Annotated in this window: 16 protein-coding genes; 2 read left to right on the top strand and 14 right to left on the bottom strand. The window is 47.0% G+C overall.

Annotated elements, in window-relative coordinates:
• Window positions 1–2: 2 nt before the first annotated feature.
• The 14 genes from flhB to ABH09_RS03800 all read right to left on the bottom strand — a co-directional run bounded on the left by flhB (window position 3) and on the right by ABH09_RS03800 (window position 11,647).
• The gene (gene flhB / locus ABH09_RS03865) at window positions 3–1,154 is read right to left on the bottom strand and encodes a flagellar biosynthesis protein FlhB (protein ID WP_253715273.1); all 1,152 of its coding nucleotides are present in this window, start codon (window positions 1,152–1,154) and stop codon (window positions 3–5) included.
• Window position 1,155: 1 nt separating this feature from the next.
• Window positions 1,156–1,956, bottom strand: a complete 801-nt coding sequence (gene fliR, locus ABH09_RS03860) for a flagellar biosynthetic protein FliR (RefSeq protein WP_253715272.1) — start codon at window positions 1,954–1,956, stop codon at window positions 1,156–1,158.
• Between the two features lie 23 nt (window positions 1,957–1,979).
• Window positions 1,980–2,252, bottom strand: coding sequence for a flagellar biosynthesis protein FliQ (gene fliQ / locus ABH09_RS03855; RefSeq protein ID WP_162662842.1), 273 nt, complete (start codon window positions 2,250–2,252; stop codon window positions 1,980–1,982).
• A 70-nt stretch (window positions 2,253–2,322) separates the two neighbouring features.
• Entirely contained in the window at window positions 2,323–3,132 is an 810-nt protein-coding gene (gene fliP, locus ABH09_RS03850; RefSeq protein ID WP_253715271.1) for a flagellar type III secretion system pore protein FliP, read from the bottom strand.
• The gene (locus ABH09_RS03845; RefSeq protein WP_253715270.1) at window positions 3,129–3,806 is read right to left on the bottom strand and encodes a flagellar biosynthetic protein FliO; all 678 of its coding nucleotides are present in this window, start codon (window positions 3,804–3,806) and stop codon (window positions 3,129–3,131) included. The genes fliP and ABH09_RS03845 overlap by 4 nt, the downstream gene beginning before the upstream one ends.
• 85 nt (window positions 3,807–3,891) lie before the next feature.
• Window positions 3,892–5,028: a flagellar motor switch protein FliN gene (gene fliN / locus ABH09_RS03840; RefSeq protein WP_253715269.1), complete on the bottom strand. Its 1,137-nt coding sequence runs from the start codon at window positions 5,026–5,028 to the stop codon at window positions 3,892–3,894.
• Complete coding sequence (gene fliM / locus ABH09_RS03835) at window positions 5,021–6,055, bottom strand: flagellar motor switch protein FliM (protein ID WP_016523505.1); 1,035 nt, start codon at window positions 6,053–6,055, stop codon at window positions 5,021–5,023. Before fliM ends, fliN begins: the two co-directional genes overlap by 8 nt.
• A gap of 7 nt (window positions 6,056–6,062) precedes the next feature.
• Window positions 6,063–6,614, bottom strand: a complete 552-nt coding sequence (locus ABH09_RS03830; RefSeq protein WP_162662834.1) for a flagellar basal body-associated FliL family protein — start codon at window positions 6,612–6,614, stop codon at window positions 6,063–6,065.
• A 42-nt stretch (window positions 6,615–6,656) separates the two neighbouring features.
• Complete coding sequence (gene motB, locus ABH09_RS03825; protein WP_162662832.1) at window positions 6,657–7,373, bottom strand: flagellar motor protein MotB; 717 nt, start codon at window positions 7,371–7,373, stop codon at window positions 6,657–6,659.
• A 3-nt stretch (window positions 7,374–7,376) separates the two neighbouring features.
• Complete coding sequence (locus tag ABH09_RS03820; protein WP_253715268.1) at window positions 7,377–8,156, bottom strand: motility protein A; 780 nt, start codon at window positions 8,154–8,156, stop codon at window positions 7,377–7,379.
• 17 nt (window positions 8,157–8,173) lie between these two features.
• Window positions 8,174–8,371 (bottom strand): flagellar FlbD family protein, encoded by a 198-nt coding sequence (locus ABH09_RS03815; RefSeq protein WP_162662830.1) that lies wholly within the window; start codon window positions 8,369–8,371, stop codon window positions 8,174–8,176.
• A gap of 23 nt (window positions 8,372–8,394) precedes the next feature.
• Entirely contained in the window at window positions 8,395–9,786 is a 1,392-nt protein-coding gene (flgE, locus tag ABH09_RS03810) for a flagellar hook protein FlgE (RefSeq protein WP_162662829.1), read from the bottom strand.
• Between the two features lie 30 nt (window positions 9,787–9,816).
• Entirely contained in the window at window positions 9,817–10,296 is a 480-nt protein-coding gene (gene flgD / locus ABH09_RS03805) for a flagellar hook assembly protein FlgD (RefSeq protein ID WP_162662827.1), read from the bottom strand.
• 16 nt (window positions 10,297–10,312) lie between these two features.
• Complete coding sequence (locus ABH09_RS03800) at window positions 10,313–11,647, bottom strand: flagellar hook-length control protein FliK (protein WP_253715267.1); 1,335 nt, start codon at window positions 11,645–11,647, stop codon at window positions 10,313–10,315.
• Between the two features lie 276 nt (window positions 11,648–11,923).
• Between ABH09_RS03800 and ABH09_RS03795 the strand changes: the two genes are divergently transcribed.
• Both ABH09_RS03795 and ABH09_RS03790 read left to right on the top strand, forming a co-directional pair.
• Complete coding sequence (locus tag ABH09_RS03795; RefSeq protein WP_253715266.1) at window positions 11,924–13,207, top strand: hypothetical protein; 1,284 nt, start codon at window positions 11,924–11,926, stop codon at window positions 13,205–13,207.
• A 209-nt stretch (window positions 13,208–13,416) separates the two neighbouring features.
• Window positions 13,417–14,202, top strand: a complete 786-nt coding sequence (locus tag ABH09_RS03790; protein WP_253715265.1) for a protein-ADP-ribose hydrolase — start codon at window positions 13,417–13,419, stop codon at window positions 14,200–14,202.
• Window positions 14,203–14,385: the final 183 nt, after the last annotated feature.

Genomic DNA, 14,385 nt, shown 5'->3' with positions numbered 1-14,385 from the left:
GATTATCTTCTATAAAATTCCTGTTTTTTGTTGTTGAGGGTATATACTTCTGCGAACACCAATGAGAGCGCCCGATAATATTCCTCTGGTATTATATCACCGATTTGGACTTTAGCATAGAGCGCACGGGCAAGCGGTTTGTTTTCTATTAAAGGAATATTATACTCGCGGGCAATCGCCTTTATTTTCTGCGCCATCGCATCGGCCCCCTTTGCCAGTACCATCGGCGCCGCCATCGTTTTTGAATCCCACTGCATTGCGATTGCAAAGTGCGTCGGGTTCGTAATAACGACATCAGCCTTGGGCACATTGCGGATGGCATTTTGGGAAAGAATAGCTTGCATTTGTTGCCTAATTCTTCCCTTAACCTGCGGGTCTCCTTCCAATTCCTTGTATTCTTCTTTTATTTCCTGCTTTGTCATCTTCAGCGAATCGATAAACTGCTTGCGCTGGAAAAAATAATCGGGAATTGCAAGAATCAGCAGTAACAATGCAGCGGTTGCAAGTAGTTTTGCCGCGACTCCTGCAATAAAAAAGATCGCTTGCGGAAAGCTCACCGTCAACAGCTCAATAAAATGGGGAAGGTTTGCCCGTATCATTAAAAAGGCAACGAACACCAGCACGACAACCTTTGTCAACGACTTCGCAAAATTGAACAAGCCTTCGGTAGAAAAAAGCGCCCGTTTAAAAAAACGGATAAAGTCGGGGACAATCTTGTTGAATTGAGGCTGAATAGGTTTGGTAGAAAATAAAAAACCGTTGTTTTGAAGAACATTGGCAATCACGCCTGCAATCATAGCGATAAGAGCAAGTGGAAGGGCAAGCTTTAAAAAATATTGCACAAAGATACCGAACCACATACCGCTTCGGATATCCGCCTGTGTGCTCCGCAAAAAAAAGAAGCGGAGAATTTCCATACATTCTTCCAAAAAAAAGGAGGAAAGAAAGATCAGCGCACCGGCGGGGAACAGCAGTACCAATGCAGCGTTGATATCCTGACTTTTTGCAACACGCCCTTCTTCACGAGCCTTGCGTATTTTATAGTCGGTTGGATCTTCGGTACGCCCTTCGTCCTCTGCGGCAAACCACTGCAAGTCGATAAAAAAGTTCCGCTCACTATATCCGCTGGCAGCCTCTATCGCGAGTTTCCGCATACTAGATACCCCCGCCAGCGCGGATAAGCAGGCTTTCAAAGGCCGCAAATCCGTTTTCCATAATCCGCACAAAGAAATTTGCCATAAACGGCAGCGACACGGTTAAAAGGAAAAAGGTGAGCAAAATCGTTATCGGGAAGCCTTCCGACAAGAGGTTCATCTGCGGCGCGGCCTTTGACAAGAGCCCCATCGAAACATGCACTAAAAAGAGTGTCCCCATCACCGGCATTGCAATCATCATCGCATTTAAAAAAAGGCTGCTAAGGTTCGTCACAAGGAACGAGGAAATCAATTCTCGTTTTTGCAAGAACATAAAGCAGTTGATCGACTGAAAGCTGCGGAGTACGCCGCCTAAAAACAGCGTCTGGAATCCCTTAATCTGCAAAAAGATCAGCACAGCGATAAAGTTTAAGAACTGCCCCATCAGCGGGTTTTCAATTTGAGCAAGCGCATCATACACTTCCGATACGCCGAACCCCATCTGATACGAAAAAAACTGCCCTGCCGTGCTGAACGAGGCAAAGATAATGCTGATAAAAAAGCCCGTCAGCACTCCGAGCAGCGCTTCGCCGACAACCAGCAGCGCATAGTCAAGATTAAAGCCCTGTACATCCAGCGGAGAACCGTAGGCGACCGGCATCACTAAGAAGCCGATTAGTCCCGCCAGCGAAATTTTTGCAATACGCGGTACCGCCCTCGTCGAAAGGAGCGGCGTCGTGGAAATCATCGCGAATACCCGCACGCATACCAAAAAAAAGAGAGGAGCTTTAACCAGTAAAAAGGAGAAGGGGTTAGGATCCATTACTCGCGCCGCCTATAAGTTACCTAACCTTGCACCAGCTGAGGAATAATGTCGAAAAGGCGAACGGTATAATCCCGTAATACACTGAACATCCAGCCACCCAAAAGCGCAAGCATACCCAAAATCGTCAAAATCTTCGGCACAAAGGTGAGCGTCTGTTCCTGAATGGAGGTAGTCGCCTGAAAAATCGCTACGATTAAGCCGACAACCAATGCCGCCAGCAAAACGGGGGCGGCTAATATAAATACCTGAAAAATACCCTCGCGCAAGAGATTGACAATCATCCCGATACTCATCGTTTTTCCTCCTTTTTATAAATGAACGTCTCTAAAAACGCCGGTTAGAGTTTTGGATGCACCAACTCTCCTACAAGAACGACTGAAAGAGCTGGCCTACCAATAAATTCCAACCGTCCACCAGCACAAATAAAATCAGCTTAAACGGCATTGAAATCTGTACCGGCGGCAACATAATCATACCCATCGACATCAGGATACTCGCGACAACCATGTCGATGATGATGAACGGCAGATAGAGGAATATACCGATCTGGAAAGCGACAGTCAGCTCGTGCAGGATAAATGCGGGAATTAACACATGCGTAGGAACGTCGGCAAGCGTATTAGGCTTCTCCATACGGGCAAGCGACATACAGAGTCTGATATGAGAGGGATCATGCGCCATCTGCTTATACATAAAAAGACGCAACGGTTTTTCCGCTTCGGTATAGGCGGTTTCGATATTGATTTGCCCGTCCGCCATCGGTTTAAAGGACTTATTGTATATGTCCGTAAAGGTCGGCCACATAATAAAAATCGTCAAAAAGAGTGCAATGCCGTTGAGTACCTGCGTAGGCGGCACCTGCTGCAGCGACAGCGCGCGTTTAATAAAGTCAAGCGCAATACTGAGCCGTAAGAACGACGTCGTCAAAAGGAGAATGCTCGGCGCAAGGGTAATCAGCGTTATTAAAAGGAGCAGCTGAATGGAAAACGCTACTTCCCGATTATTCTGAGGTTCGCGGATATTCAGATTGACAAAAGGCACGCGGGTCGTCTCACGCGTTGCATCTATTTCGGTACGGCCGGTCTGTGAAGTACCGGTATTACTCTGTGCGGACAGCGTTGCGGGGATACAAAACAGGCAGATGCAGGCAACACCTATTGCAAGTTTTTTCATCGGCCTTCCCTCCCCGTGTCGTATTCCGCTCCTTGCGGAGTTTCACCTTCCTGTGCCGCGCTTGAGTTTTGCAAACGTCCCCGCTGTTTGGCTAAAAACGAGTCGAAGGGATTTGTATCGGCTTCCTTTGGTTTTGCTGCAGGAAAAAACGTATGGAGTAATGAACTGAAGCTTTGCTTCGGACCGGCCGTTTGTGCCGCATGCAGATTCATCGCATCGATCAGTTCTTTATCGGTGATTTCCGCAATCAGCGACAATGAAGCATCCGAAGCGCCGATCAAATAGGCTTTATCGATAAGGGTTACAATATACAGAATTTTATTAGGCGCGAGCGGCAAATTTGCGACGTTTTTTAAAAAAGGATCATCGCCGGCGGTAAATTGCTTTGAACGGCGAATAAAATACAGCACTCCGTAAATGAGCATACACACAGCTGCTAAGGATATAATGAGCTGCAATAACAGAGAAAAAGTTGAACTTCTTGAAGTACGCGGCGTGGGAACATCTTGTACCGGCAGCGCCGTTTCATCCGTCTGCAACACGATTGAGGTTTCTCCATGTGTGACAGATGAATCATTATCGGCCGCCGCAACGGCATCATCCGCAAACGCACGCACGGCGCCGCAGATCAAAAGAAAAGAGAAGAGTATTACTTTATACGAATCTTTATGCATTTTCCCCACCCAATGCCCGCTTTCGTTCTGAAAGATAGTAGGAAGCCTCTAAAAACTTTGCTTTTAGAGGTTCGCAATAAATCGACTATGTATCGCTGATACGTTCAGCCGGTGACAAAATCTCGGTAACACGGACACCGAAATTTTCATCGATAACGACAACTTCCCCTTTTGCAATCGGTTTATGATTCACTAAGATATCCACCGGCTCACCGGCAAGCTTATCCAATTCGATAATATGACCTTCACCCATACTTAAAATTTCTTTAATCATCTTGCGGGTACGCCCGAGTTCGACGGTCATCTCCATGAACACGTCCATAATCAGTCCGATATTTCCCTGTTCCGCTTCGGTTACCCCATTAAGGAGAGGGGAAAACTGTACGGACTGCACATTCGGATTCATACCGGGCATCACCATTCCGCCCTGAGCTTGTGCACTACTTTGCATTTGCATTCCCATACCCATCGGTTGCTGCCCCATTTGTGGCATTCCATTCATCGGCATATTCATTGCCCCCATTGCGCCTCCTTGCTCAGGAGTAGCCTGTACCGGAATAGGTTGCACAGGCGCTACCTGCGGATCACTTGCCGTTTTATTTAATTTATCAGCAATTTGTTCCGCTGTTTTTTTTGCGATAATCTCCCATAAATTGAAGGCTGTCCCATCAATTGTAACCGAATATGTTAAAAGTGCAAAGTCCTGCGAAAGCCGTACCATTGCTTTAGGTACATGATGAGCCTCAGCAGGCATATTAGTAACACCTTTAATATCTTGACCGTCAAACGCACTGATTTCTTTTCCGACGTATTGCGCAATTGTTTCACTGATAACGGAAAGAGCCATATCGTCAATTGTAACGCTCTCCTCATTGTTTACGAGACCTACCAGCTTTTCGGCGAATTCGGGAGCCAATACGAACAGGTGATCGCCCGTCAGTGCTCCGTCAAAATCAATGGTAACGGCGACCGCCATATCCGGCACTTTCTGCAAAAAGGCTTCACGACCACTCAGTTCGATGACAGGATTGGACACGGAGACGGTTTTGCCGGTCATTGAATCCAGATTCGCAGAGAGTGCGAGAACATTCCCGTCAAAAAACTTCTGTAAGGCTTCTTGACGTGCCGGTGTAAACGCTCCGTCCGCAGGCGCACTGCCGGAACCACCCATACCCGACAACAACGCATCTATTTCGTTCTGAGAAATGGACCCATCACTCATATAATTCCTCCTGATCAGCACTTAGCTCTTCAAATTCATCCTGATTGATATCCTCAATCTTTTCCAATATTTGTACGGCAACCTTATTTCCCACAACACCGGGCTGACACCAGAACTTCTTTCTGCTACCGACACTAAGCGTAAACGGATGCCCCACTCTCGTATCAGTCAGTCGTACCACATCGCCTGCACGAAGATTAAGCACATCCCGTACCGGCAGTTTGAGCGAACCCACTTCGGCAACAACATCCATATCTACCGTAGAAAGCTTTTCTTTCAGTACGCCCATATACTGCGTTGTCGAACTTCTGCGTACCGACGAGAACCAGAACTGGCTGGAAAGTTTTGAAATGATCGGCTCAATTGTAATGTAGGGAATACAGAAGTTCATCATGCCTTCTTCTTCGCCGACCTTTGTTTCGAGCGTTACCAAAACAACCATTTCGGAAGGCGGTACAATCTGTGCGAACTGCGGATTCGTTTCAATCTGACCCAAGCGAGGCCGTAAGTCGATAACCTGCGTCCATGCCTCGCGCATATTCGCCAAAATACGCACGATGACCCCTTCCATAACAGAGGCTTCGATGTCGGTTAATTCTCGCTGCACCATCGTGCCCTGTCCCGTACCGCCGAAGAGTCGGTCGATGATGGAGAAGGTAACGGAAGGGTCTATTTCCAAAACGGCATTTCCCTTCAGCGGATCCATGTTAATTACGGCCAGCGTAGTCGGCGTAGGGATTGAACGGATAAACTCTTCATACGTCAGCTGATCAACGGAGGCAACGTGTACGTGAGCCATGCTCCGCAGCTGAGCCGAAAGAGCGGTAGTAGTCAAACGCGCAAAGGTTTCATGCATAATTGAAACGGTACGCATCTGCTCCTTAGAGAATTTATCCGGACGCTTAAAATCATAAATTTTGATTTTGCGCGTATCGTTAACCGGTCTAAACTCCTCCGCCTCGGTATCCCCTGAGCTGATTGCAGTGAGAAGCTGGTCTATTTCGTCCTGCGATAATACTTCAGTCATACAATCCCTATTGTTCTATAATATCATATTGAGTAAAAGCGACCGCTTTTATCTTCGACTTCGATAGTATATTGTCATTGATTTGATTGCGTATCTCAATTTTAATTTTCTCTTCTTGCTTCAGTTCCGCAATCGTTTTGCTTTGGAAATAACCGCGAAGAAAATCCTTTAATTCAACCAGCCGTGCCGTCAGTTCCTGCGAGGTTGTCTTGTCGTTTTGCGGATATCCGAGCTCAACGTTGACGACAACGGTGCCCGGTGTAACATCCTTGGTAAATGTTTTTACAGCACCGATTGCAGAATAATATTGCAGCATTTCACGCGAATCGCGGTATTCTTCCGCAATGGGGTATTCGGACTGAGATTGCCCTCGCTTTGACATGAGATTAACCGTAATAACAACAACCGTTACGATAAAAATCAAAGCAGCAAGCGTAATGGCAATGTATTTAAGAAGCGTCGGAATAAGCCCCGCCTTTTTAGCCTTTACCGGATTATCGACACCGATGTTTTCATCCATTCCATGCTCATCAGTCAAATTTGTATGCTCGTCAGCCATTGTGGTTACTCCTCTTTCTCCTAGTAAATCTTTCAGGACACACTAAAAATGTGCATCATCCAAAATAATAATATCAACCCGCCTATTGTAGGCACGCCCTTCTGCAGTCTCATTGGAATAGACAGGACGAGTATCTGCATAGCCGGCAATAGAAAACTTATCTTCCTGTACACCAAAGTCAGTCAAATTATGTAATACGTTGATTGCGCGGGCAGCTGATAGTTCCCAGTTGCTTGTCCACTTTCCGGCAAGCGCATCACTCGAATCGGTATGTCCTTCAATACGGAAACGTCGAGCCGCTAATTCTTTATCGGATAAAAATTGCGCAATTTTCAACAATGTTTCGCGACTTTCTTCAATATTCAGCTCTGCACTGTTCCGTGCAAAAAAGGCATCCGCTGCAAGGGAAATAACAATCCCCCGTTCGTCGCTGGTAACGGCGATCTTAGTGGTCTTTATTTCAGGCGTGAAAATCGACACAGCTTTTTTTAAAGCGGTTCCGAGCAGTTTCCCTTTTTCCATCGACGGCATAGAGCTGATAGTATTACCGAGATCGGCAAGTTTCCCCGCCGATAACGAAATTGAACCGCCGGTAGGGTCGCCGCTGATAGACGCCGACAATGCCTGCAGACGGGTAATATCGACTTCGCTCGGTTCATACAACATAACGAAGAAGCAAAGCATCAGCGTAACCATATCGCCGTACGTTGTCAGCCATCCGCTCCCGGGAGCGTTCGCGCCTTTCTTTTTCCGTGCCATGGGCTAATCCTTTATCAGCTCGGATTCCAAAACTTTCCGATCCTTCGGATCAAGATACGTAAGCAATCGCTGCGCAAGAATACGTGGGTGGTCGCCTGATTGAATACCGAGTATTCCCTCTATAATCATTTCCTTTGACCGTACTTCCAAGTTATTCTGATAGGCGAGCTTTGACGCCATCGGAATAAGCAGCCAGTTTGCCATCATAGAGCCGTAAAACGTCGTAACCAACGCAACTGCCATGTTCGGCCCTAACGAACTTTTATCTTCGATATTCAGCAACATACCGATAAGACCGATAACCGTTCCCAACATTCCGAAGCCGGGGGCAAGTGTTGCCCATGCGTTTATTAATGATATCCATTTATTATGCCGCTCTTCCATCTGCGTCAATTCGTTTTCCATCGACACACGGATAGCTGCTCCGTCGATACCATCGATAACATTGCGCAAACCGGTGCGAAGAAAGTCATCTTCAAAATCCTGGATTTCTTCTTCCAACGCTAAAAGACCGGTACGGCGGCTCTTTTCGGACAAGGCAACGAGTTTTTGCACCATTTCTTTTTCTTTATAGTCGGCAACTTTAAACACCCTGCCCATAACTTTAAAGATACCGATAACATAAGAAAGCGGGTACGTTAAGAATAAACACATATACGAACCGCCGATTGTGATGAACATCGAAGGCACGTCGATAAGTCCGCCGAGCGAGCTTCCCATGAAAGCGCCGAACATAACGACAGCAATACCGCCGAATATACCTATAAATGATGCTATATCCATAACTTAAGACAGCTCCCTTACATTTCGTTTTTAAAGATACCGATACATTTGCGGTACGCGACAATAGCATCGAGCAAGGCCTCAGGCGTTTCTTTTATCACAAAGCTCTTGCCCGACAGCATGTGCAGCGTTACATCGGGGTTACAGTCTATCGTTTCAATCTGATGGGGATTTATCCAATACTGTGTACCGTTAAGCCGCGTAACCTTTATCATAATGTATCCTTCATATTACCTTATTACCGTTTCAAATTCAATACGGTTTCAAGCATTGTATCAGACGTTTGGATGGTTTTAGCTCCTGCTTGGAATCCGCGCTGCGTAATAATCATATCGGTAAACTGATCGGTTAAATCGACATTGCTCATTTCAAGGGTACCGGCAATCAGTTTACCCTTTCCCATAACGCCCGAAGTAGTGATATTGGCGATACCGGAGTTATTCGACTGAATATAGGTATTTTCACCTGCTTTTTCCAAACCGCCTTGGTTTGCAAAGCCCGCCATCGCAAGCTGACCGATCTCGTTGCTTACGCCGTTGGAGTACACACCGGTGATAATACCGCTCTGGTCAATCTTAAAATTTTCAAGATACCCCATTGCATACCCGTCCTGCTCGTAGGCCTTGGTGGTGCTGCGTTCGGCGAATTGAGTAATCGTATTGCGGGAGGTACCGATCTCACCTAAGTTGATATCGAAGGTGTGGCGGACGGGAGCACCGTCTTCTCCGGCTGTCGCACCGGGAACGTTATATGAAACTTGCACGAGCACTTGTCCTGCTGCGGCGGAGGCGTTTCCTGCCGTATCGGTAACCGAAGCAAGGTGTCCGTAGTTATCGAAGGTAACGGTGAACGTGTTGCCGGTTCCTTCGGTAGTGCCGACGCCCGTGCGCGTTGCCGTTGCTTCTGCGTTTTCAGGGTCAACATTGACTGTTGCGAGCCACTGGTTCTGAGTGCCCGGGACGCGCGAAAAACTTAAATTCAGTTCATGAGTTTCACCGAAGGTATCATATACTTTAAACTCGGTTGTCCATGTCGATTCCAAGGTTTGAGCGCGGTTTGCGTTTTCGGGAAGCTCCGGCAGTCGCTTGTCGAGGTTACAGGCATAGTTCACCGAGGTGGTTGCACGAGCGTCGATCTTCTGCCCGATCGGGATGATGAGGTCTTCCGTCTGTGCGGAGGTATTGATAAGGCGGGTACCGTCTACTTCCTGTGCCATCCAGCCCTGCACGCGCATACCGTTTGCGGGGTTCACCATCGTGCCGTCTTTATCGACACCGAAGGCACCGGCGCGGGTGTAAAAGCTCTTTTCACCCGACTTGAGTACGAAGAAACCGTTTCCCTGTACCGCGATATCGGTATTGATACCGGTTGACTGCAAGGCGCCCTGCGTATGCACGGTGTCGATGCTGGCAACCATAACGCCAAGCCCGACTTCTTTCGGGTTCACGCCGCCGACTTCTTCGTTCGGACGGGAAGCGCCGCTCAACTGCTGAGAAATCAAATCCTGAAAATTGACCCGTCCGCGCTTAAAACCAGTCGTGTTTACGTTTGCAATATTGTTACCGATAACATCCATTCTCGTTTGGTGATTCTGCATTCCGGAAACACCGGAAAATAATGACCGCATCATATCTGTATCTCCTCTCTTCTATTATATAGTTTAGTTATTTGCATAGACGGTTTGTACGTCCGACCATGCATACCATTTGCCGTTAACCTGTACCTGCGGATTTTCGCCGCGGGTTGCAGCCGTAATGGTTCCCGAAACGGTGCCACTGCTTTGCTCGATATCCACCTGCTTACCGACCACATTGACCGCCGAAGAATCTCCGATCAGTCTATTCAGTGTGCCGAAGCTCTGGTTCATATTTGTCAGCTGCTCAAGCGACGTGAACTGCGCCATCTGAGCGACAAACTGAGTATCCTCCAGCGGGCTGGTGGGATCCTGATGGGTCAGCTGTGCTACCAGTAGTTGCAGAAAATCGTCTTTTCCCAACTCCTGCTTCGGCTTTCTCCCCTCCGGAAAATTCTGTTTATTGATTGTGTCTACTTCCATGTTGAGCCGGGCTTTTTCTTCCGGACTCATTTCAAAAGAAGGCATCGGAATTCCGTTTCCCTGCGCTACCGTACCGATATTCATAGTTTCTTACCTCCGCTTACGCAAATACATTCACCGCTTGATCTTGCCCGAATGCGTAGACAGTTTCAGTATCGGCATAACGATTACCCTGCATTACCTCAAGCCGGTCATTTTGTGCAAATAATTCATTAAATTGACTGTTCTCACCATCAAATTGCCGGCCGCCGCCTTCGCCCGACCAGCTGACATCGAATTGCGCACTCGCGAATCCGCCCTGTTCAAAGGCTTTTGCAAGCTGTTCAATGCTTTCTTTGAACGCTTCGTATGCTTCTTTTGATCCCGTGATAATCTTCCCGACGATTTTCTTCCCGCCGGCCAATTCCAAATTGATTCTGACGTTGCCGAGATGCGCGGGCTGCATCTGCAAGCGGATGACGCCTGCGTTGTTATCCTGCAGCACAATCCGCCCTGCCTGCACAAAGTCAGGCGCCATATCCTGCACTTGCTGCGCCACTAACGAGGCGAAACTCGGTGCACCGCTCTCCTGCGTAGTTTGCGTACCGTTCGCAGCGGAAGAAAAACCAGCCGTCATACTGCGGAAGTCTGCCGCCATATCAACCGACGGCGCATTGGTAACCCGCACGGCGACGCCCGCTTCGTGTACGGAACCGTCCGCAACAACCGGAGCGGCATTCACCGTGCGCTCATCTATAATGGTAAACACCGGCTTGTGCTGTTTTACCTGCTGTGCCTTTGTGCTTTTTTCGAGAGAATGATCCGCGGCGGGCTCATCGGCATTTTTCTTCAGCTTTCCGGACAGCTCTGCCGTACCGGAAGCCGCTGCACCTACAGCTAAGCCGGATTCCGTTTTGCCGTTTTTCTGTTTTTTCAACTGCTGCGCTTCTTCGGCAGATAGTAAAGCGGCTCCCTCAGCCCCGATTTCCGGCTCCGCTTGAGCAAACATCGAAGTTTGAAGCTGCTTATCCGCGCCGTTTTCAAGCGCATTCTTTACATCGATCCCGTCTTCAAAGGCAAGCAAAACGTCCGCGTCTGCAAGCGCTTCGGCAGCTTCCCCTTCCCGTGCATCTGCTTCGGCAAGGTGTTGTGCGCGCATATCGCTGTGTTTCCCGGCTTTGTTCTTTAACCGGGATAATTCGGTTTGCGCCGCAGCATTTTTTTTACGCTCAGTCTGTTCCGACGCCTCTTGAGCCAATGCGGTGCTGCCGGATATTTTTTCTTCTCCCGCAGTACGGCTGTCGGTCTCCTCCGCCATCAGCTTTTTTATTATATCGATAAAGGATGAGCCCTTCACATCAGGTTCTTTTGCATTTTTTTTATCCTGATTACTTGACTGTACCGCATCCGTGTAATTGACCGGCTGCATATCGTTCTGGACATCAAGTGCTTGCATGTATTGAACCTCCAATTTGCCTCTATATAGATAAATTATAGATAAACTCTCGTCTTTATGATTTTCGGCTTTTTTTCAGCCTTATTGAGAAAGAAAAGAGACAAAATGGGAAAGATTTTATAGAATAAGCAAAACATCTACTGGAATTTTTTGCGCTTTTACGCAAAAAATTCCAGTAGATGTGGAAAATATCATTTTTAATGAGCTGAAAATCCGCGGGCTCAATGTTGATGTCGGGGTTATTACACAATTGGAGTATTGAAAATAGGAGTAACTATGATTGCCGTTTTTGAACAGGAACTTGAGAAGGGTACCGGTGTACCGTATCTTTTGCTGAAAAAAGGCTGTATTCAACCTTCGGAGCAAATTGAAGAAATCTTATACGCTAACATTATAGAAAACAAAGCCTACGATCCGCAATGTGAAGGCAGCCGCACCGAATATCTGTACGATCTCTTGGAATTATATCCGCACAGAGAAAAGATCGACGAGCGCGTTATCGCATATTTTAACACAATGGACGATAGAGATTGGGGCGAATTGCAGGTATTCGGATTTGTACGGAAGCTCGCCGAGTCGAGGCGGTTCGATAAGGCCGAGCTGTACAAAAAATTCGAACAGTATGCTGAAGAAGATATGTATAATGGCATGATCGGCTTGAGCGATTTACTACTGCTCGATAAATATGAGGCGGTTGTATACCTCGCTCGTTATTTCGGTACCCATATTACAGAAGATAATCAAGAAGAGTTTATCGACTCTCCTTTTTACGATATATATGCGGAAGATATCGGATACACTGAAAAGGAGCTGACAGAAAAGCTCCGCAACGAACATGATGCGGCAATCGACCGCTATCTCGCAATCGCGCACATAAAACGAAAGACACGAAGGAAAAAACAAAAACAGTATACGGCGGATACAGCCATTGCGCTGTTGAAAAGAAAACCATCCCCTACCCGACTGGAACGTATCAGCCTTCAGAGATGGGTACGAAGACGTGCAAGCGAAGCCGATATCCAAAAACTTTCGAATGTATTTCTTGAAGCTGAACTGCCGTTAAAAAAAAGACTTATCCGATTATTCGACGAACGGCAAATCAAAATTCCTGCACAGGTACTCTTCGATTCTTTTGAAGCAACTGAAAATAAGTCATTTCGGCAAGATATTATCGAAGCACTTGTTCCCTTCAATGATCCTGCCGTCTATGATTTTTTAAAAGACCGGTATGACGACAATACCAGAAATGCCTTTATAAAAGTCTGCTTGAAATATTACTCTGAAAACAAAAAGACCAAGCTTTTTAACTTGCTTGAGCTGTGCACTATCTTCGATATACATGAGATACAATATACGGCTCTAGAGTCAAAGGCGTTAGCCGAAGATCCCGTGTTTAACGATATTCTCCGGATACTGTATCGTAACATGAAATGCTCCCTCTGCCGCAACAGAATCGTTGAAAAGATGATTGAACGCCATTGCATTGACGATAATCTCTATGAAGAAATACAATGCGATGTAGATCCCGATACACGGGCATTGGCACGGATGGGGCGATAGTAAGCAGCGGTAGAATGCGAGCCGTATATTTCTAAAGTATTGATGCATTTATCAGAAGGTATAACTTCGGCTGCTAACATTGCGCAGCCTCGTTAACCGTCAAGTTTTCTACCGAAAACTTACTTATTGTATGTACGCTATCGCGTACCAATGCAACAGTTTCCAAAGTTGAAACTTTGTTCAACTGTTGCATTTTATGGAAGGGAAAGATGACACAAAATGACCGGCGTATTTTTTTAATCGAATATCTTTTAAGGGAAAATCCCAACTATCGCGATGTGCAGATGCCGGATGATGAGGATGAACAGAAGAACCTGCTCCGTTCTCTGATGAACATTCGGCCGCCGCAGCATACAAGCGAAGAGTTCCTGCGCATACAGGACAGCTATTTACAGGAAGCGATCCGGCAGCGCGGCATTACCGGCCTTGCCGATTTAAAACCGGTTACCGAACGGGGCAACGGAGATTGGTATGTGTGGCGGGGAGATATTACAACGCTTAAAGTCGATGCGATTGTGAACGCGGCAAACAGCGGCATGACCGGATGCTGGCAGCCATGCCATGCGTGCATCGACAACTGTATTCACACCTTCGCGGGGGTGCAGCTGCGCGCCGTGTGTGCCGGCATCATGCAAAAACAAGGACACGAAGAGCCGACCGGAACTGCAAAGATTACGCCTGCGTTCAATTTACCGTGCAAGTATGTGCTGCATACCGTAGGGCCGATTATCAGCGGTCAACTTACCGAGCGCGACTGCACGCTGCTTGCAAACTGCTACACGTCCTGCCTGAACCTCGCAGCCGAAAACGGTGTAGAATCTATCGCCTTTTGCTGTATTTCAACCGGTGTGTTCCGGTTCCCTGCTCAAAAAGCAGCGAAGATTGCCGTCTCAACGGTTGAAGACTGGAAAGCAAAAAACAACAGCACAATGAGAATCGTGTTTAATGTATTCAGCAAACAGGATGAAGCCATTTATAACAAATTGATGTCTTGAGACATCCCCTGCTACTATAAGTAGCGAAAATTTCTCGGATTGTAATGTATCATTCCTTTCATAATTGCAGCTGCAAGGTTATTATCCGTCTAATATTACGGATGCCGAAGAACATCCGTGAAGGAGATGAATTATGAACTTTTCAGAAAAATCAGAAACTGCTTGCTTCGGTTTTGGAAGAAG

This window comes from Treponema sp. OMZ 803 (genome assembly GCF_024181165.1).
In the GTDB taxonomy this organism is placed as follows: Bacteria; Spirochaetota; Spirochaetia; order Treponematales; family Treponemataceae; genus Treponema.
Note: the sequence above shows the minus strand (reverse complement) of the source record. Positions and strands in the feature narration are given on the sequence as shown.